At 69.5% G+C, this 18,434-nt stretch carries 15 protein-coding genes; 8 read left to right on the top strand and 7 right to left on the bottom strand.

The annotated features are described in order from the left end of the window. Positions 1–7 precede the first annotated feature (7 nt). Complete coding sequence (locus AC1XX3_RS13545) at positions 8–1,552, top strand: helix-turn-helix domain-containing protein (protein ID WP_483321663.1); 1,545 nt, start codon at positions 8–10, stop codon at positions 1,550–1,552. Positions 1,553–1,566: 14 nt separating this feature from the next. On the opposite strand, the gene pdxY is transcribed toward AC1XX3_RS13545, so the two are convergent. Next, positions 1,567–2,421: a pyridoxal kinase PdxY gene (pdxY, locus tag AC1XX3_RS13540; RefSeq protein ID WP_483321662.1), complete on the bottom strand. Its 855-nt coding sequence runs from the start codon at positions 2,419–2,421 to the stop codon at positions 1,567–1,569. A 227-nt stretch (positions 2,422–2,648) separates the two neighbouring features. On the opposite strand from pdxY, the gene AC1XX3_RS13535 reads away from it, so the two are divergent. The 5 genes from AC1XX3_RS13535 to AC1XX3_RS13515 all read left to right on the top strand — a co-directional run bounded on the left by AC1XX3_RS13535 (position 2,649) and on the right by AC1XX3_RS13515 (position 6,727). Beyond that, positions 2,649–3,404, top strand: coding sequence for a serine hydrolase (locus tag AC1XX3_RS13535; protein ID WP_483321661.1), 756 nt, complete (start codon positions 2,649–2,651; stop codon positions 3,402–3,404). A gap of 102 nt (positions 3,405–3,506) precedes the next feature. Next, complete coding sequence (locus tag AC1XX3_RS13530; RefSeq protein ID WP_483321660.1) at positions 3,507–4,064, top strand: PGPGW domain-containing protein; 558 nt, start codon at positions 3,507–3,509, stop codon at positions 4,062–4,064. Positions 4,065–4,094: 30 nt separating this feature from the next. Next, positions 4,095–4,877, top strand: coding sequence for a glycerophosphodiester phosphodiesterase family protein (locus AC1XX3_RS13525; protein WP_483321659.1), 783 nt, complete (start codon positions 4,095–4,097; stop codon positions 4,875–4,877). A 17-nt stretch (positions 4,878–4,894) separates the two neighbouring features. Next, positions 4,895–6,244, top strand: coding sequence for an MFS transporter (locus tag AC1XX3_RS13520; protein ID WP_483321658.1), 1,350 nt, complete (start codon positions 4,895–4,897; stop codon positions 6,242–6,244). Between the two features lie 102 nt (positions 6,245–6,346). After that, positions 6,347–6,727, top strand: a complete 381-nt coding sequence (locus AC1XX3_RS13515; protein ID WP_483321657.1) for an RNA polymerase-binding protein RbpA — start codon at positions 6,347–6,349, stop codon at positions 6,725–6,727. Positions 6,728–6,868: 141 nt separating this feature from the next. On the opposite strand, the gene AC1XX3_RS13510 is transcribed toward AC1XX3_RS13515, so the two are convergent. The 4 genes from AC1XX3_RS13510 to AC1XX3_RS13495 form a co-directional block, all read right to left on the bottom strand. Continuing rightward, complete coding sequence (locus AC1XX3_RS13510) at positions 6,869–7,375, bottom strand: FxsA family protein (protein ID WP_483321656.1); 507 nt, start codon at positions 7,373–7,375, stop codon at positions 6,869–6,871. Between the two features lie 20 nt (positions 7,376–7,395). After that, on the bottom strand, positions 7,396–8,178 hold the full coding sequence (locus tag AC1XX3_RS13505) for a polyprenol monophosphomannose synthase (RefSeq protein ID WP_483321655.1): 783 nt from the start codon (positions 8,176–8,178) through the stop codon (positions 7,396–7,398). After that, a complete protein-coding gene (gene lnt / locus AC1XX3_RS13500; RefSeq protein ID WP_483321654.1) occupies positions 8,175–9,845 on the bottom strand; it encodes an apolipoprotein N-acyltransferase in 1,671 nt (556 codons plus the stop codon). The genes AC1XX3_RS13505 and lnt overlap by 4 nt, the downstream gene beginning before the upstream one ends. 61 nt (positions 9,846–9,906) lie before the next feature. Further along, positions 9,907–10,353: an Lrp/AsnC family transcriptional regulator gene (locus AC1XX3_RS13495; protein ID WP_483321653.1), complete on the bottom strand. Its 447-nt coding sequence runs from the start codon at positions 10,351–10,353 to the stop codon at positions 9,907–9,909. 41 nt (positions 10,354–10,394) lie between these two features. Between AC1XX3_RS13495 and AC1XX3_RS13490 the strand changes: the two genes are divergently transcribed. Beyond that, positions 10,395–11,333: a 5'-3' exonuclease gene (locus AC1XX3_RS13490; protein WP_483321652.1), complete on the top strand. Its 939-nt coding sequence runs from the start codon at positions 10,395–10,397 to the stop codon at positions 11,331–11,333. Then, entirely contained in the window at positions 11,323–13,398 is a 2,076-nt protein-coding gene (locus tag AC1XX3_RS13485) for a bifunctional chorismate-binding protein/class IV aminotransferase (protein ID WP_483321651.1), read from the top strand. The genes AC1XX3_RS13490 and AC1XX3_RS13485 overlap by 11 nt, the downstream gene beginning before the upstream one ends. On the opposite strand, the gene AC1XX3_RS13480 is transcribed toward AC1XX3_RS13485, so the two are convergent. After that, positions 13,370–14,908: a CDP-glycerol glycerophosphotransferase family protein gene (locus AC1XX3_RS13480; RefSeq protein WP_483321650.1), complete on the bottom strand. Its 1,539-nt coding sequence runs from the start codon at positions 14,906–14,908 to the stop codon at positions 13,370–13,372. The genes AC1XX3_RS13485 and AC1XX3_RS13480 overlap by 29 nt on opposite strands. Further along, positions 14,901–18,431, bottom strand: coding sequence for a CDP-glycerol glycerophosphotransferase family protein (locus AC1XX3_RS13475; RefSeq protein WP_483321649.1), 3,531 nt, complete (start codon positions 18,429–18,431; stop codon positions 14,901–14,903). The genes AC1XX3_RS13480 and AC1XX3_RS13475 overlap by 8 nt, the downstream gene beginning before the upstream one ends. Positions 18,432–18,434: the final 3 nt, after the last annotated feature.

Below are 18,434 nucleotides of genomic sequence, written 5' to 3'. Positions count from 1 at the left end.
CTCACATATGAGTTATTGTCTTCGGGTGACTGATACCTATCTCGACCGAATCGGCGGGCTGATCCGCGACGCTCGCAAGCACCGGGGGCTCACCCAGAACCAGCTGGCTGACCTGCTGGGCACCAGTCAGAGCGCCGTGCACCGGATCGAGGCCGGCAACCAGAACCTGAGTCTGGACATGGTGACCCGGATCGCGGAGGCGCTGGACAGCCCGCTGATCTCGGTCGGCTCCAGCGCTCCCACCCACCTGCGCGTCACCGGTGGCACCAAGCTCAGCGGCAGTATCGACGTGCGCTCATCCAAGAACGCCGCCGTCGCGTTGTTGTGCGCCAGCCTGCTCAACCGCGGCCGGACCACCATCCGCGGGATCGCCAAGATCGAGGAGGTCAACCGCATTCTCGAGGTGCTGACCAGCATCGGTGTGGAGGCGACCTGGTCAGCCGACAAGGCCGACCTGACGCTCGTCCGCCCGGCTGAGCTCGATCTCGACGCGATGGACGTGGAGGCTGCGCGACGTACCCGCAGCGTCATCATGTTCCTGGGCCCGCTGCTGCACTCCTACACGGGCTTCAAGCTGCCGTACGCGGGTGGCTGCGACCTCGGCGCCCGGACCATCGAGCCGCACCTGCAGGTGCTGCGCCGCTTCGGCCTCGATGTGGTTCCCACCGACGGCTTCTACAACTGCGAGGTGGACGAGTCGGTCGAGCCCACCCGCCCGATCACGTTGACCGAGCGTGGTGACACGGTGACCGAGAACGCGCTGCTGGCTGCCGCTCTCTCCCCCGGCGTGACGGTGCTGCGCAATGCGAGCCCCAACTACATGGTCCAGGACCTGTGTGTCTTCCTCACCCAGCTCGGAGTCGACATCGACGGCATCGGCACCACCACGCTGCACGTGCACGGTGTGTCCGAGATCGACGTCGACGTGGTGTTCGCCCCGTCGGAGGACCCGATCGAGGCGATGAGCCTGCTCACGGCGGCCATCGTGACCGAGTCGGAGCTGACCATCCAGCGCGCCCCGATCGAGTTCCTCGAGATCGAGCTCGCGATCCTGGAGGAGATGGGCCTCAACTTCTCCCTCACCGACGAGTACGTCGCTGAGAACGGCCACACCCGCCTGGTGGATCTGACGGTCAGCCCGTCGACCCTGACATCGCCGATCGACAAGATCCATCCGATGCCGTTCCCCGGGCTGAACATCGACAACCTGCCGTTCTTCGCCGTCATCGCCGCGGCCGCCGACGGCAAGACGGTGATCCACGACTGGGTGTATGAGAACCGGGCGATCTATCTCACCGAGCTCAACAAGCTCGGTGCCCGGGTGCAGCTGCTCGACCCGCACCGGGTCATCGTCGAGGGCCCGACCCGCTGGCGTGGCCAGCAGGTGGTCTGCCCGCCCGCGTTGCGTCCGGCGGTCTGCATCCTGCTGACGATGCTCGCCGCCCGCGGCGAGTCGGTGCTGCGCGACGTGTACGTCATCAACCGCGGCTACGAGGACCTCGCCAACCGGCTGAACGCCCTCGGCGCCAACATCGAGGTGTTCCGGGACTGATCCGGGACCGGCAGCTAGCGCAGCCTGGTGACCGGCACCGTCGTAGTCGGCCGGGCGATCTGCTCCTGGGCCGCGACGAGCTGCAGTTCCGGCTCGCCGGAGTCCAGGGTCGCCTGAAGGACCGCCTGAACGATGGCGGCGGTCTGACCGATCGCGTACGCCGGGTCGCCACTGGACAACATGTGCGCCAGGAACATCGCAGTCGTCAGGTCGCCGGCTCCGGTGAAGGTCCGAGGCAGCAACGGCAGGGTCACCGACCAGGCCCCGTCCCCGTTGACGGCGACCATGTCCAAGGTGTCGGGCGCGGCGTCCGCGTGCACCACGCTGGTCACCAGCACGATCTCCGGTCCGAGCTCGCGGGCCGCGTCGGCCGCCGCCAGCACCTCGCTGAGGGTGCTGGTGGTGCGGCCGGTGAGGAAGTCGAGCTCGAACTGGTTCGGGGTGATGATCTGGGCTGCGGGCACCACCCGGTCTCGCATCAGCTCCGGGATGCCCGGACGGACGTAGATGCCACGGCCCACATCGCCGATCACCGGGTCACAGCAGTAGATGGCAGCGGGGTTGCGCTCCTTCACCAGCGCCACGGCGTCCAGGATGACCTCGCCCACATCGGAGCCGCCCTGATAGCCCGAGAGCACGGCGTCGCAGCGGGTCAGCGCACCCCGTTCGTCGATGCCGGTGATGACGTCGGCGATGTCCGACGCGGCGAGCAATGGTCCGCGCCACTCGCCGTAGCCGGTGTGGTTGGAGAAGTGCACGGTGAGCACCGGCCACACCTCGACGCCGAGGCGCATCAAGGGAAACGTTGCTGCGCTGTTCCCGACATGCCCGTAGGCGACTGAGGACTGGATCGACAAGATGGAAGTCACGGCCCACAGTGTGACAGGCCCGGGGCGCTGCCATTTGGCTCGGTTGGCGGATGCGGAGTTGGATGGCAGCCATGTCGTCGTGGTCTGAGAACGAGTGGTCTGAGAACGAGTCGTCACTGTTGGCCGCCATCACGGACCGGCTATCGACTGAACCCTCGCTCGAGAGTTCACAGGTGGGGGTGGTGCTGCTGGGCGCCGATGGTGAACCTGTGGTGGAGATTGAGCCGGTGAGCACGCACTACGCGGCCTCGACCATGAAGCTGCCGCTGGTCGCTGCCGCGTACCGGCTGCACGCACTCGCACAACTGGACCTCGACGAGGACGTGCTGGTGCACAACACCTTCCGGTCCCGGACCGGTGCCACCTTCGAGGTGGACTCGGCCGAGGACTCCGATGACCAGCCCTGGTCACTGCTCGGCACAACCGTTCCGCTGCGGTGGCTGTGCCGCCGGGCCATCGTCCGGTCCTCCAACCTCGCCACCAACCTGGTCCTCGAGCAGGTCGGACTGGAGCCCGTCCGCGCTCTGGTCGGGCTGGCCGGGGCCGACGGGCTGGAGGTGACCCGCGGCATCGGGGACTTCGAGGCGCAGGCGGCCGGATACAGCAATCTGGTCACCCCCGCCGGGCTGGCCCAGCTGCTGCTGGCGCTGCACCAGCACCGCCTGGGCACAGCAGCGACCTGCGAAGCCGTGTTGGAGGTGCTCTCCGACAATGAGATCGGCACCGACCTGCGTGCCGGGCTCCCCCGGGGCACCTGGGTGGCCCACAAGAACGGCTGGGTCGACGGCATCGTGCACGACGCGGCGTTGGTACGCCCAGTCGACGCCAACCCGTTCGTGCTCGTCGTCTGCACCACGGCCCCATGGGAGAACGAGCGGGCGCACCGCCTGCTGGCGGACCTGGCCGCACTGGTCTGGGCCCGCCGAGGGGTCGACGGCAGACACTTAGCCGGGCCTCAGGCACCGTTTGGCCGGAAACTCTAGAGTGGTCAGCATGCTGGCCCGCCACGACGTCACGGTCGCCCTGCCCTGTTCAGGGGTCCCCGACGACCTTGCCACGACGTCGGCGTACGGGATACCGGTGTCGTGACCGAGCCTTTCGACGCAGCAGGACTGCCCGCCCGCCGGGGCGTGACCGACCGCCCAGCGATGCCGACCGCTCGGGGAGCGCATGGTCGCCGACCGACGCCGGCGGAGATCTCCGATGACGAGCTGGATCTGACCTACAGCGACGACAACCGCACGATCGACGCCCACGAGGACCGCTGGCGGTGGCGACGCAGGATCCGCCAGGACCCCCGCAAGCTGGTGGTCTACCGGATCGGCGTCGGGCTCGCCGGCCTGTTCTTCATCATGCTGGGCTTCGTGACCGGCCCGCTGCCTGGACCGGGCGGCATCCCTCTGGTCCTGTTGGGGCTGGCGATCTTGGCCAGCGAGTTCGAGTGGGCCCACCGGCTGATGCAGTGGTTCAAGGCCCAGCTGCAGCGCTTCCGGAGCTGGTCGCGGCCGCGCCAGACGTTGGCCTGGATGTTGTTCTTCGGCTGCTGCGGGTTGGCCGGCTACAGTTCGATGCTGCTGTTCGGGGTGCCCGACTGGCTGCCGGCGTTCGCGGAAAGGCAGCTGGAGCGGCTGCCTGGTCTGTGACCGCTCGACGACCGCCACCATACTGAGCCCATGCGCGCCGCCGACTACGCCTATTTCGACGTGCCTTTCGCCGCCTTCGCGCACCGTGGCGGCGCCACGTACGCGCCGAACCTGGGGCGGGAGAACACCCAGCACGCCTTCGACGAGGCGGTCGCCTTCGGTTATCGCTACCTCGAGACGGACGTACACGCCACGGCCGACGGGGTGCTCCTCGCCTTCCACGACGACCGGCTGGACCGGGTCACCGACCGGGCCGGCCGGATCGGTGACCTTGCCTGGTCTGAGGTGCGTGAGGCCCAGATCGGCGGTCGTGACCCGATCCCACGGCTGTCTGACCTGTTGGAGCGGTTCACCGACGCTCGGTTCAACATCGACGCCAAGTCCGACGCCGCTGTCGACCTGCTCGTGAACACGATCCGGGAGCATGAAGCCGAGGACCGTGTCTGTGTCTCCTCCTTCAGCCCGGCGCGACTGCACCGGCTGCGCCGACGGCTCGGGCCGAAGGTGGCGTCGTCGGCCACCAGCCGCGGGGTGGTGCTCAACCGCTTCGCGCCGGCGCTCACCCGGCTGCTCAACACCCCTGCCCCGGTGCTGCAGATGCCCATCGATGCCGTGGTCGCCGGGCGGCGGCTGCAGGTGCTGACGCCGTCGCTGCTGGCGGCAGCCCATCGTGCCGGCAAGCAGGTCCACATCTGGACGGTCGACGACGCCGACACGATGTCGCGCCTGATCGACGCTGGTGTCGATGGCATCTTCACCGACCGGATCGATACCTTGAAGTCGGTGCTGCAGGGCCGGGACCTGTGGACCTGAACGAGCGAGGCGCAAGCATGGCAACACCGCACAGTGGGCTGGTTGACCGGTCGGGCCCGACCGCCGGCGGCCCGACCCCAAAACGCACCGTCGCAGCCTGGGCCACGTGGGACTGGGGGGCGTCCGCCTACAGCACCATCGTCACCAGCTTCGTCTTCGCCCCGTATCTGACCGAGTCGGTCGCCGCCGGCCGGCCGGAGGGATCGTTGAGCGGGACCACCTGGCTCGGGATCGCCATGTTCGTGGCCGGCATCGCCGTGGCGGCGATTGCCCCGATCACCGGGCTGCGGTCCGACGCCGGCGGCAGCCGTAAACGCAGTCTGGCCGTCTGGAGCGGGCTCGTCATCGCCTCCACCCTTGGCCTTTTCTTCGTCCGCGACGAATATTCCTACCTCTGGCTCGGTCTAGTGCTGCTGGCCGCCGGCTCGATCTTCATGGAGTTCGCCCAGGTCTCCAACAACGCGATGCTGCAACAGATCTCCACCCCGACCACGATCGGCAAGATCTCCGGCATCGGCTGGGCCAGTGGTTATGTCGGTGGCATCTTCGTCCTGCTGCTGTCATTCGTGCTGTTCATCTCCCCCGACGTGGGCCTGTTCGGTGTCACCGCCGAGGGCGGACTCAAGTATCGGGTGCTGGCCATCGTGGTAGCGATCTGGTTCGCGGTCTTCACCATTCCGGTGCTGCTGGCCGTACCCGAGATCCCGCCCACCCGGGCGATCGCCCGGGTCGGGTTCTGGGCCTCGTACCGGGTGCTGGTCGCCGATGTCCGCAGCCTGTTCCGCGCCGACCGACACGCGGTCTGGTTCCTGCTCGCCAGTGCGGTCTATCGCGACGGTCTGGCGGCGGTGTTCAGCTTCGGGGCCGTCCTCGCGGTCAGCGTCTACGGTCTCTCCGCCTCCGACGTCGTCATCTTCGGGGTGGCCGCCAACGTGGTCGCCGCCGTCGGGGCGTTCAGCGCCGGGTTCCTCGAGGACCGTGTGGGCCCGAAGCCCATCATCGTGGTGTCGCTGTTCGGCCTGGTCCTCACCGCCACCGTCCTGCTGTTCGCCGAGGGCCCCACCATGTTCTGGATCTTCGGTCTGCTCCTGTGCCTGTGGGTGGGTCCGGCGCAGGCGAGCTCGCGCGCCTATCTCGCCCGGCTCGCGCCGAAAGGGCGCGAGGGGCAGATGTTCGGCCTCTACGCGACCACCGGTCGGGCGGTGTCGTTCCTGGCTCCCGGCCTGTTCGCACTGATGGCGGGAGCGTTCGACTCCGACCGGATGGGAATCATCGGCATCGCCGTCGTGCTGCTGGCGGGTGCACTGGGGCTGTTGCGGGTAAAGGCACCACCGAAGGAGCAGCCGCCGGCAGCGATTCTCGGCTGAGCCAATCCGGACCTTCACGGCGGAACACCGGCGATGCCGTGGACGTTGAGAACAGTGAGACATCGAATTCATCGTCGTCAGACATCGAGTCGGGAGGTTGCAATGGCGGATCGTTCACTGCGTGGATCGGGTCTAGGAACCAAGAGCTTCGAGGACGAGGCGGGCGTCGAGTTCGCACCGCGCCAGGAGATCGGATATGACTGCGCACGCCAGCACCATTTCACCCTGGTGTTCGCCGAAGAAGCCGAGATCCCAGCGCTGTGGGAGTGCCCGCGTTGTGGTGCCGAGTCGTTGCGCTCCGACGTCGAGCGTCCCGAGGCGAAGCAGGAGAAGCCGGTGCGGACGCACTGGGACATGCTGCGCGAGCGGCGTTCCATCGCCGAGCTCGAGGACCTGTTGGCGGAGCGTCTGGACCTGCTGAGGTCCGGGCAATCCGGCCCGCCCGAGCTGGCCCGCGCACCGCGCTCCAGGAAGAGCGCGTAGCGGCACCGCATCACCCAAGTTGTCGAGGTCGTCACCTCGGCCCGCAGCTGCACTGGTCGGCAGCTTGTGAGGCCGGGTGGCGACCTCGTCGTCTTCTCCGGGCAGCAGTGCCGCCGCGCTCCCGCTTCGATGCAGCCGCGGTCAGCGAGGACCGTCGTCGATCTCGCCCCGGATGATCTGCGGGTCGCTGCGCTTGGTGTCGGGGACGTCGACGGTCTCTCCCTCGATCACCTCGCCCTCGCCGAACCGGCGGCTGCTCGGACGCAGCCCCCCGGCCGGGGCCATCCGGCTGACGCTGCGGGCCACCATGAACGCCAGCACATGCCGCGCCAGCGGTCGCGTGAACGGCAGCAGGCAGACGAACCCGACGACGTCAGTGGCGAAACCCGGCAGCATCAGCAGCATGCCGCCGACGAGCACCAGCGCGGCGTCGGCGAGCTCACCGCTCGGCAGCTTCCCGGTGCCGATGGCCTTGTTCAGGGCTGCCCAGGCCCGGGCGCCCTCTCGCTTCATCAGCCAGGCGCCCAGCAACGCTTCGACCACCAGGATGGCCACCGTGGGCAGCACGCCGATCTCGCTGCCGACCTGGATCAACAGCCACACCTCGAAGATGGGTACGGCCACCAGCAGCACCACCAGCACTGGCATCAGCCAAGGAGCGCGGGTCCTCATTTCAGCGCCGTCCGCTGCTTGGCGGCGCTCAGCTGGCGCAGCTGTCGGGCCCGGTGCCGGATGCCCCAGGCGGTGGTCCGCACCAGGGCCTCCACCACGATCCGCTGGCTCATCTTGGAGTCTCCGCGTTCTCGCTCGACGAAGGTGATCGGGACCTCCACGACGGTGAAGCCGGCCTTGACCGCACGCCACGCCAGATCCACCTGGAAGCAGTAGCCGGCTGACGCGACGGCGTCCAGACCGAGGCCCTCCAGTGTCCCGCGTCGGAACACGCGATAGCCCCCGGTCGCGTCCTTGAGCTGGATGCCGAGCGCCAGCCGGGTCCACAGGTTCCCGCCCCGGGACAGGACCTCCCGCGACTTGGGCCAGTTGACGACCTTGCCCCCGCGGACCCACCGCGAGCCCAGGACCAGGTCGGCGTGCTCGAGCGCACGCAGCAGCTCGGGCAGCTGTTCGGGCTGGTGGGACCCGTCGGCGTCCATCTCCACCAGCACCTGGTAGCCGTTGTCCAGCCCCCAGGTGAAACCGGCAAGATAGGCCGCGCCCAGCCCTTCCTTGCCCAGCCGGTGCATCACATGCACATGGTCGTCACTGGCGGCGACGGCGTCGGCCAGCTTCCCGGTTCCGTCCGGTGAGTTGTCGTCGGCCACCAGCACGTGCGCTGTGGGCACCGCGGCACGCACTCGGCCGACGATCCACTCGATGTTCTCGGCCTCGTTGTAGGTCGGGATGATGACGAGGACGGGCTCCAGGGCCGTACCAGCCTCGAAGTCGCTCACGTGGTGATCCTCTCTTCCGGGCGACGGTGCTCCCGCGACGACGGCGCGGTCGGTTCATCTTCGCCCATCGGTACGGCTCGGGGCGAACGCCGCCGGCCGATCGCGGCAGCGACGACGCACAGCACCGCTATCGCGGCCAGGCCCCGGTCCAGCCACGGAGCCACGTGCACCGCCGGAGTGATCGTGGTGCGCAGCGGCATCGGGACCACCATCGAGTCGGCGGTGAACTGCTCGGTCCGCGCGACCACCGTTCCGTCCCGGTCGATGTAGCCGGACACACTGTTGGTGGTGGCGACAGCGATCTCGCGGCGGGTCTCCATGGCCCGGGCGCGGGTGATGGCGAACTGCTGTTCGATCTGCCCGGTGCCGCCGTAGGTGGCGTTGTTGCTCTGCACCACCAGCAGCTGCGCGCCGCCGGTCATCGTCTCGTACACCGTCTTGTCATAGGCCAGCTCGAAGCAGATGACGTCGCCGACCGCGATGGTGCGGTCCCCCAGCGGGACGCTCAGGACGCCGGGCGTCGTGCCCGGCACGGACTGGGCGCCGGTCTGCTCGAGGATGGGTAGCAGCGGCAGCAGCTGGGCACGGAACGGAATCCACTCCCCGAACGGCACCAGGTTTCGCTTGTCGTAGCGGGCCAGGACGCCCCGGTCGGGGTCCCACCACAGGGCCGTCGTCTGCCGCTCGTCCTCTCCCGGCCCTTCCATCACGGCACCGACCAGGATGGGTCGGCCCGCCACCTCGGCGGCCGACTGCACCACTGCGCGGGTCTGGGCGTCGAGCAGCGGGTCGATGTCGGTGGAGTTCTCCGGCCACAGCAGGAAGTCCGGCTCGGACACCAAACCCAGCCGGGCACGGGTCATCAGATCGACGGTCTCACCCAGATGGTTGTTGGTGACTGAACGTGCCCGCCCCATGGCCTCAATGCCGCGACCGGGCACGTTGCCCTGGACGATGCCGACCTGGACCGACCCCTCGCGGCCGGCGGCGGGTTCCACCTGATAGCCACGCAGCGCCACACCAGCCAGGACCAGCGCCACGGTCAGTCCGGCGGTGAGCAGAACGGCACGCTCGACGCCGTGACGGCGCGATTGTCCCGCCGGCGCCGCCGGGTCAAGGTTGCGGCGCCGAAGCAGCCGCAGCGCGATCCAGGCCAGCAGCTGGCCGACCAGGGCGACGGCGAACGAGACGCCGGCCACCCCGACCAGCGGGAAGAAGCCGGCCAGCGGGGTGTCCACGGCGGCATATGCCAACCGGGTCCAGCCGAAGCCGCCGAACGGGATCCGGGAGTACGCGTACTCCACCAGCACCCAGCCGCACGCCGCCGCCAGCGGCCAGAGTCGCAGCCGCGCGGTGACGGCGATGACCAGACCGAGCAGACCGAAGAACAACGACTCGAACAGGATCAGGGCCAGCGCCACCCACCAGCCGAGCACGTGCAGCCAGCTGATGGCGACAACCAGCATCGCCAGCCCGAAGGCGTAGCCGAGTCCGAAGGCGCGGCGAGGCCGGGCGCCACGCACGGCGACGGTCAAGCCCGGCAGCCCCAGCAGCAGCAGCGGCCAGGCACCGTAGGGCTGGAAGGACAACCCCACGCTGATCCCGGCCAGCACGCTGAGCAACAGCCGGGATCGGCCGCCGAACAGATGACCACGCAGGAGTCGCACGCCAGGCAGCCTACCCACCGGTGTGAAGTCCCTCCGGGGCTCCGCGCGCTCGGCAGGTGGGTCAGATCTGCGGCCGGTCCTCGTACGGTGTCGACAGCACGGTGGTCGTGTGCGTGGACACCATGGCGTCGGCACGGATCCGGGTCAGCAACGACTCCAGATCGACCATCGTCGGCACCTGCACCTTCAGCAGATAGCTCGCGTCTCCGGCGACCGAGTAACAGGAGATGATCTCGGGGAGGTGCTGCAGCTTGTCGGGTGCGTCGTCCGGCTGACCGGGGTCGAACGGCTTGATCGCCACGAAGGCGGTGACCAGCAGACCGAGCTCGGCGGCGTCGAGCGAGGCGCGGTATCCCTTGATCACGCCGCGCTGCTCCAGGCGACGGACCCGCTGCTGCGCCGCAGAGGTGGAGAGGCCCGTCTCTTTGCCGATGTCTGTATAGGACATCCGGCCGTCGCTTGCGAGAAGGGAGAGAATACGACGGTCGAGCTTTTCCATGGGGGCCATCGTGCCAGTATTCAACTGTGCCCTCACCCAGACTTCTCCTTTTGGATACGGCTTCTTTGTATTTTCGGGCCTTCTTCGGAGTGCCAGACACCATCCGCGCGCCCGACGGCACGCCGGTCAACGCGGTACGCGGGCTGCTCGACTTCATCAGCCGGTTGGTGGACACCTATGAGCCGACTCATCTGGTCTGCTGCTGGGACAACGACTGGCGTCCGCAGTGGCGGGTGGAGCTGATCCCCAGCTACAAGGCACACCGGGTGGCCGGCGCCGGCGATTCCGTTGTGGCCGAGATGTCCACCGCCGACGCCACCGCGGGCGAAACCGCTCCGGACGCGCTGGCCGTCCAGGTTCCCTTGATCATCGAGGTGCTGACCGCGCTCGGCCTGCCGATCGTCGGCAAAGATCATTATGAGGCCGACGACGTGATCGGCACCCTGGCCGACACCGCCGGGATCCCGGTTGATGTGGTCACCGGCGACCGCGACCTGTTCCAGCTCGTTGACGACGCGCGGGATATCCGGGTGCTCTACATCGCACGAGGTGTGGGCAAGCATGAGCAGGTGGACGAGGCCTGGATCCGCGCCAAGTACGGTGTGGCGGCCTCGGCCTACGTCGACTTCGCCACCTTGCGAGGTGACACCTCCGACGGGCTGCCAGGGGTGGCCGGCATCGGTGAGAAGATCGCGGCCTCACTGCTTGAGTCCCACGGTGATCTGCACGGCATCCTGGCCGCGGCCAGCGACCCCACCGGGAAAATCAGTAACGCCATCCGCTCCAAGCTCGGGGCGGCCATCGACTATCTGGCGGTGGCGCCCACCGTGGTGGCCGTCGCGCGCGACCTGGACCTCGGCGTCAGCCTGGACGACCTACAGCTACCGTCCGCTCCGGCGGACCCGGAGCGGTTCGCTGACCTGACCCGGACTCTCGGTCTGGGGACCAGTGCCGACCGCGTCCTGGCGAGCCTGGCCGGTGGTTCCTGAGCAGGAGCCGACCGCGCCCGACCGGCTGTCGGAGCTGTCGGAGCTGTCGGAGCTGTCGGGGCGACCGTATGTGGTCCCGCTCGGGCGCGGGGCAAGCGCCCGGACGGTGTTGACCAGGCTCGACCAGCATCCGAACCCCGGCGCACTCAGCGGCGACTGGTTCGACCAGCGAATGATCATGGTCCACAGCCCGTTGCGGGCCGTGCGCGCAGCCGATCACGGCCAGGCGATGTCGATCTTGGATGAGATGCCACGGGTGTCGACAGACGAGTCGGTGCTCGGTGGCGGTTGGCTGACCACGCTGGGCTACGACGACGACCGGTGCTGGCTGGCCTTCTATGATCATCTGCTGCGCGTCGACGGCGACGGAGAGTGGTTCTTCGAATCCCTCGGCCTGGCCGGCCGCGAAGACGCGATGCGGATCGCCCTGGCTCAGGCCCGGAAGTTGATCATTGATGCCGCCGATCAGAATGATGAGCCGGAGTGCAGCCGGTGGCGGGTCGGCGTGTTTCGCACCGAGGTGGCGCCCGCCCGGGCGCGGGTCGAGCACCTCGCCGCGATCGAACGGGCGGTGGGTGCGATCCATGCCGGCCGGTTCTATCAGGTCAACCTCTGCACCCGACTGGTCGCGTCCATGACCGGGAGCGCGGCGGCGATGTTTGCCGACATGGCCGAACAGCTGCAGCCGATGCGAGGGGCGCTGGTGACCACCGACCGCGAGGTGCTGGTCAGCTTCAGCCCTGAGCTGTTCCTGCGTCGCGACGGCGACCGGGTCGACACGGCTCCGATCAAGGGCACGGCAGCTCGGGCCCGAGACGAGCTGGACTCCCCCGCCCTGCGGGCCTCGGCCAAGGACGCCGCCGAGAACATCATGATCGTCGACCTGATGCGCAACGACCTGTCGCGGGTGAGCGTCCCCGGCACCGTGGTCGTCGACGAGCTGCTCGGACTCGAGCCGCACCCGGGTGTGTGGCACCTGGTGTCCAACGTGTCGGGTCGCCTGCGAGCGGGCACCTCCACCGCCGAGCTGCTGCGCGCCACCTTCCCGCCAGGGTCAGTCACCGGCGCGCCGAAGTCGTCGGCGGTCGGGGCCATCGCCGCCCTGGAGCGGTCACCGCGGCGAACGTACACCGGGGCGGCCGGCTTCGTCACCCCCACCGGGCGGGCCCAGTTCAATGTCGTCATCCGTAGCTTCGAGGTGGACGGGGACACCATCGAGCTCGGGGTCGGCGGCGGGATCACCGCTGACAGTGTCCCGATGCTGGAGTGGCGCGAATGCCTGCATAAGGCTGCCCCGCTGGTCGCCGCGGCCAAGTCGGCGTTCGCCGATGGCCTCTGGCCGCTCAGCCCGGCGATCGCCGCCCCTGTCGCCGGCGGGGTGTTCGAATCGGTGTTGGTCCGCGGCGACGTGCCGCTCCGGCTGGCCGAACACCTGGCCCGGTTGGATCTGTCGTGTCGTGAGCTCTACGGCGCGGGGCTGCCGACGGACGTCACCGCCCGCGTCCGGCAGGTGCTCGCCGAGTCGCCGCCACCGGCGAGCGGGCGTCGCGCGCTGCGGATCACCGGTCGCCGAGCCGGCCACAGCGTCGCCGTGGAGGTGGCTGCGCGTGACCTCCCCGCGAGGATGAGCAGCTCCGCGCTGGTCCGGGGCCACCGGCCGGCGCAGAGCTGGCGACACAAGTGGCGCGACCGCACGACCCTGACCGCGGCCGAACGGGATGCGGTGGGCGGCCTGCCGTACTTCCTCGAGGAGAGTGGGGCGGTGGCGGAGACCTCCCGCGGCAACCTGTTCTGCCTCGATCCCGATCAGGTCTGGTGCACCCCGCCGCTGACCGACGACGTGCTGCCGGGAGTCACCCGGCGGGCGGTGCTCGACCACTTCGACCGCCACCAGGTCCGCTATCGGATCGAGCCGCTGGAGGCGTCCCGGCTGCACACCGCCCGGGCCGTCTTCTGGACCTCCGCCCTCAGTGGAGCGGTGGCCGTCAGCAGTGTGGACGGCCGGGCGCTGGGCAGCGACCCGATCGTGGCGATCCTCAATGAACGGTTGGGTTTCGCCCCGTGATCAGGCCACGGACCGTGTCCAAGAACGCCTGGTCGTCGCTGGGAGCCGGCCCGAGGTAACGCCGTGTCACCTCGGGGCGCACCGCCGCCATCGGATCGGTGACCAGCAGGTCGGTCAGCAGCCCGTCCACCGCCGCTGTGTCCACCGTGCCGCGCAGCTCAGCGACCTCCAGCAGGTACGCGGCGGCGACGGTCGGATAGCTGTCCACCGCGGTCGAGCGCTGCGCGCCCCGCGGGAGCACCACCGCATACGGCTTGCCGGTGACGAAGTAGTCGACCAGCACGCTGCCGATGTCGGTGATCATCGCGTCGCTGAGGTTGAACACCTCGGCAACCCCGAGCTGTCGCTGCTCGGCGGCAAGCACATGTCGGCGACCGGTCGCGGACCGGTCAGCCCGCAACTGCGCGTCGATCGCCGCGATGGCGGCCCGCTCACCGCGGCCGAGCCAGCTGAACGGATGTGGACGGAGCACCACCTCAGCACCCCGGGCGATCAGCGCAGTGACGACGACGTGCAGGTCCGACAGCGAGCTCAGCGAGGTTCTGGCGTTGTAGCCGCGCCAGGTCGGGGCGAGCAGGACCCGGGGCGGCCGGCGGTCCGCGACCGGCTGCTGAGCCGTTCGGGCCCCGCTCAGCTGTGGCCGACCGACGACCACCAGCTTGTCGTCGGGAATCTCCACCCCGTTGCGGGCGTAGCGCTCGGCAGCGGCAGGGCCCGCGATGAAGATCTTGTCGAACATGGCGTGCGCCGGGTGGCCGGACAGCTCTTTGTCGGAGTCGCCGTGACCGAGGTAGATGTGGGTCATGCTGCGATAGAGCACGAAGTTGGCGTTCTCCGCCACCATGTTGACGTAGAAGGCCGCACCGAGGGACTTCACCACGACGCAGTCGAGATCGGCGGCCGTCGGGCAGCAGACCACCGGAGCGGGAGTCACCTTGGCCACCATCGGGATCGCGTCGCGGTCCCGCACCACGATCAGGTACGGCAGCCCCAGCCGTTCCAGCAGCGGCAGCCACATGGTCAGCTGGTAGGTCGCATCGTTGCGGCGACCCGTGTAGAGGACGAACCTCGGCGCGTACGCCTCAAGGGCCGAGCGGATCCGCCGTCGGTCGGCGGCGCGCCCCCGGATCATCACCACGCTGAGAGCGAGCACCGCTAGCAGCCCCGCGGAGCCGAGCGCCAACAGCACGGCGGTGATCCAGCCCTGCTCGCCCCAGACCGCCACCGCGAGCGCGATCAGGAAGATGCCGGTGCCGGCCCGCGCTACGCCCGGCCGCGGCGGCCTGACCGGCTCGCGATAATCGGGCAGCTGCACAGCACGCAGCGGCGCGTTCCCGGCGACCCGCTCGACCAGCGGCAGCGCCAGCACCACGCCGCCCGCGACCACAGCGACCACCGCGGTGGCGGTGGCGTCGAAACGGCTGCCGAGCGCGAGAAGCAGGGCGACGGCGACTGCCAGGGGCAGCTGGGGAAGCAACGGTGCGAGAACGCGGCGCAGCCCGTCAGTCACTGGTGACCTCTTCCGCGGCCAGCACCGGCGGGGTGCTGATCACGGTCCGGGCCGCCTGCACGAACCCGTCGGCGTAATGCTCGGCGGGAAAGTCCCCGAGGTAGTACGCGCGCGTCTGCCGCCGGACGGTGGCCAAGGAGTCGGCTCGGAGCAGCTCGTCCAGCACCGCGTCCAGGTTGGCCACGTCGTCGCGCAGCACGTACGCCGCCCGGGCGGCCGGGGCCTCCTCGACCAGTTGCTCGGGCGTGCGCCCCACCGCCACGATCGAGAACGGCTTGTCGGCCTGCAGATAGTCCGAGACGACGGCCGACACGTCGGACACCATGGCGTCGGAGGCGTTGAAGCACTCCTCCACCGTGAGGTCCTTCTCCGCTGCCTCGCCCCACAGGTGCTCGCGCCCGGTCGCGGCCCGGTCAGCGGCCAACAGCGCGCCGATCTCCTCGATCAGGGCCGTGGCATCGGGGAAGCGGTAGTTGAACGGGTGCGCCCGGAAGATGACTCGCGCGCCCCGGCCCAGCAGGGCTTCGACGATCTGCGCACCGACCGGCAGGGAGTACACCCGGGAATCGGCGAACGGGCCACGCCAGGTGGGGGCGTACAGCACCGTCGGGGCGTCGACGGTCGAGATCGGGGCGGTGGCGGGCAGGATCTGGTCCACCTGCGGCCGGCCGACGATCCGGAACTTATCAGGCGGAATCCGCACCCCGTGCCGGGCATAGCGGTCGACCCCGGCCTGGCCGGCGGCGAAGATGAGGTCATAGATGGCGTGCACCGGGTTGTAGCAGGCGGGCTTCTCCGAGTCGCCGTGGTTCAGCCAGACGTGGGTCAGCTGGCGGCGTTCGACGAAGTGGGTGTTGCGGACCGCGTTGTTGACGTAGAACGCGGTGGTGAGTGAGTCGACCACCACGTCCTCCAGGCTGCGCAGGGTGGGCCGGTGGACGACCGGCACATCGACCACCTTCTCCAGCTGGCGCAGCATCGGCACCGTCCGGGTGACGATGATGAAGGGTTCGCCGATCCGCTTCAGATAGGGCAGCCACATCCCGATCTGGTACGCGGCTCCGATGTCGGAGGCGAAGTAGACCGCAAACTTCGGCGCGTACGCGGTGAGGGTGTGGCGCAGCTCTCGTTCCGCGGTGACGGAGCGGTGCACCCGCACCAGCCCGAAAGCCAGCGTTACTGCGACGGCCGCCAGCTGCAGCGCCGCCGCAACCAGCAGCAACCTCAGATCGGCGCCGGTGACAGTGACCAGCCAGGCGGCAGCGATGACGCCCCAGCTGATGATCGAGGTCGTTCCCCACGGCATCGGGGTGGTGACGGTCGTCCGAACTCCCGGCAGCCCGAACGCTTCCAGGCCCTGACGACCGAGCGTCGCTCGCACGGTGCGCTCCATCACGACGGCGATGAGCAGCAGAGCGACGGACGCCGCGACCACCGAAGCCGCCGACGGCTCGCCTCGGGCCGCCACCACACCGAGCGCCGCCACCAGCAGCACCCGCGCCACGTCGTTGCCGCCGAGCAGCGCCGACCAGCGGCGGCTCAGCGCCAGCGTGCGGCGGCGGGCGTAGATGATCACAGCCAGACAGAGCAGCGCGCCGATGGTCGGGTACAGGGGCGGGGCGCCGACAACGGCCAGAACTGCGGTCAGCGCAGCGGTGCCGTTCACGGCGACATCGCGGCCCAGCGCCGCCAGCCGGCGGCGCATGGAGGCCAGGGTGCTGGGGCCGGTCGACTCCTCGGTCTCCTCGGTGGTCTGGGCCCCCAGCGGGTGCGGCCGGTCGACGAGTGCCTGCACCGCGCCGACGAAGACGTCGGCGTACCCGTCGGCCGGGAAGTCGCCGAGGTAGTCCGCCTTGACCGACCTGCGCTGCTCGGCCAGGGAGTCTTGCCCGAGCAGGTCGTCGAGCATCGGGTCGAGGTTGGTCAGGTCGCCGGCCAACACATACGCGGCCCGGGCGATCGGATACGCCTCGGCGAAGTCCTCCACGCCGGTGGAGACGGCCACCATGGCGAACGGCTTGGCCGAGAAGAGGTAGTCCGAGACGACGCTGGAGACGTCGGAGACCATCGCGTCCGAGGCGTTGATGCACTCGAGGATGCCGTTGTCCTTCTCGGCCGCGTCGCCCCACCAGTGCGCTCGACCGGTGGCCCGGGCGTCGTCGGCCAGCAGCCGCTGGATCCGCCGGATGGACTCGCGGTCGGCGTCGAACTCATAGCTGAAGGGGTGCGGGCGGAAGATGACCGTGGCGTTGCGGCGCAACAGCGCGGCGACGATCTGCTCCCCCACCGGCAACGAGTGGAGCAGAGTCTCCTCGACGTGCCCGCGCCAGGTCGGGGCGTAGAGCACGACCGGCTCGGGGGTGTCGGCCAGCCGGCGCGCGGCCGGGCGTACGTCCTCGACCTGGGGGCGGCCGACCACATCGAACTTCTCCGGGTCGATCGACACGCCGTGCGCCGCGTAACGTCGGGTCGCGGCGGGACCGGCTGCCCAGATTCGGTCGAACATGGCGTGCGTCGGGTTGTACGACGGCGGCTTGTCGGAGTCGCCGTGTCCCAGGTAGACGTGGGTCAGCTGCGGGAAGCGGACGAAGGCGCCGTTGCCGGAGGAGGCGTTGACGTAGAACGCGGCTCGGGCCGACGGCGGGACCACACTGTCCAGGTCGGCCACCCGCCGGCGTTCGATCACCGGGGCGTCGGTGATCGCGGCCAGCGCCTCGGCCGGCAGCCCGTCGCGGGTCACCACGATGAACCGGCGACCGGCTCGCTCAAGGTACGGCAGCCACATGCTGACCTGGTAGGACGCGTCGTCAGGGCGAGCGGTATAGATGATGAACTGTGGGGCGTAGTCGGCGACCGCCGAAGCGATCCCGGCCTCCAGCTGGATTCCCGCCACCACGCGCCGGCGGGCCGCCAGCGTCAGCAGCCCGACGGGTATCGCACCCGCGGCGACCAGGAGCAGCCACCACCACGCCGACAGCCCCAGCAGCGCCATCGTCGACCCGGCTGCGCTGACGGCCAGACCGCCGAAGAAGATGACCGGTCGGAGATTGGGAAGTCCGGGGGCGGCGGTGACACCGGGCAGGTTCGCCACGTACGACGTCCGCGCCCGCACCATCCGCGCCAGGTGTGGTTCGAACGCCACCGCAGCCACGGACAGCAGCAGGGCGAGCGCCACGGGGACCAGGTCCGCATCGCTGGCGACGCCGGCGAAGGCGACGGCGGTGGCGACTCCCAGCAGCACGCGGACGGCGGGCAGCTGGTTCAGCCACGGAAGCAACCCGGTGCTGTCCCGCAGTCTGGTGTGGGCCACCAGCCCGACGCCGAGAGCTGTGAGGAGCACCGTCACCAGCGCAAGGAGCAGCTCGGAGGTGAGCGCCGCCCAGATGGCGGTGAAGCCGAGCACGGCCAGGCCGGCGTCCAACAGCGCCTCCGAGCCGACCAGCGCCGTGCGGCGTGCCGCTGTCTCGACCTGGTCCTGTGCCGCCCCGGTCCCTTCCGACGCAGCCGCGTCCGCCCTGGCCATCGT

The organism is Microlunatus sp. M237 (assembly GCF_056896895.1).
Note: the sequence above shows the minus strand (reverse complement) of the source record. Positions and strands in the feature narration are given on the sequence as shown.

Excerpts from the sequence above, each read along its gene's own strand:
- AC1XX3_RS13515 (WP_483321657.1), top strand. The coding sequence starts at position 6,347 with ATGGCGGATCGTTCACTGCGTGGATCGGGTCTAGGAACCAAGAGCTTC.
- AC1XX3_RS13475 (WP_483321649.1), bottom strand. The coding sequence starts at position 18,431 with ATGGCCAGGGCGGACGCGGCTGCGTCGGAAGGGACCGGGGCGGCACAG.
- AC1XX3_RS13525 (WP_483321659.1), top strand. The coding sequence starts at position 4,095 with ATGCGCGCCGCCGACTACGCCTATTTCGACGTGCCTTTCGCCGCCTTC.
- AC1XX3_RS13520 (WP_483321658.1), top strand. The coding sequence starts at position 4,895 with ATGGCAACACCGCACAGTGGGCTGGTTGACCGGTCGGGCCCGACCGCC.
- AC1XX3_RS13495 (WP_483321653.1), bottom strand. The coding sequence starts at position 10,353 with ATGGCCCCCATGGAAAAGCTCGACCGTCGTATTCTCTCCCTTCTCGCA.
- AC1XX3_RS13510 (WP_483321656.1), bottom strand. The coding sequence starts at position 7,375 with ATGCCAGTGCTGGTGGTGCTGCTGGTGGCCGTACCCATCTTCGAGGTG.
- AC1XX3_RS13545 (WP_483321663.1), top strand. The coding sequence starts at position 8 with ATGAGTTATTGTCTTCGGGTGACTGATACCTATCTCGACCGAATCGGC.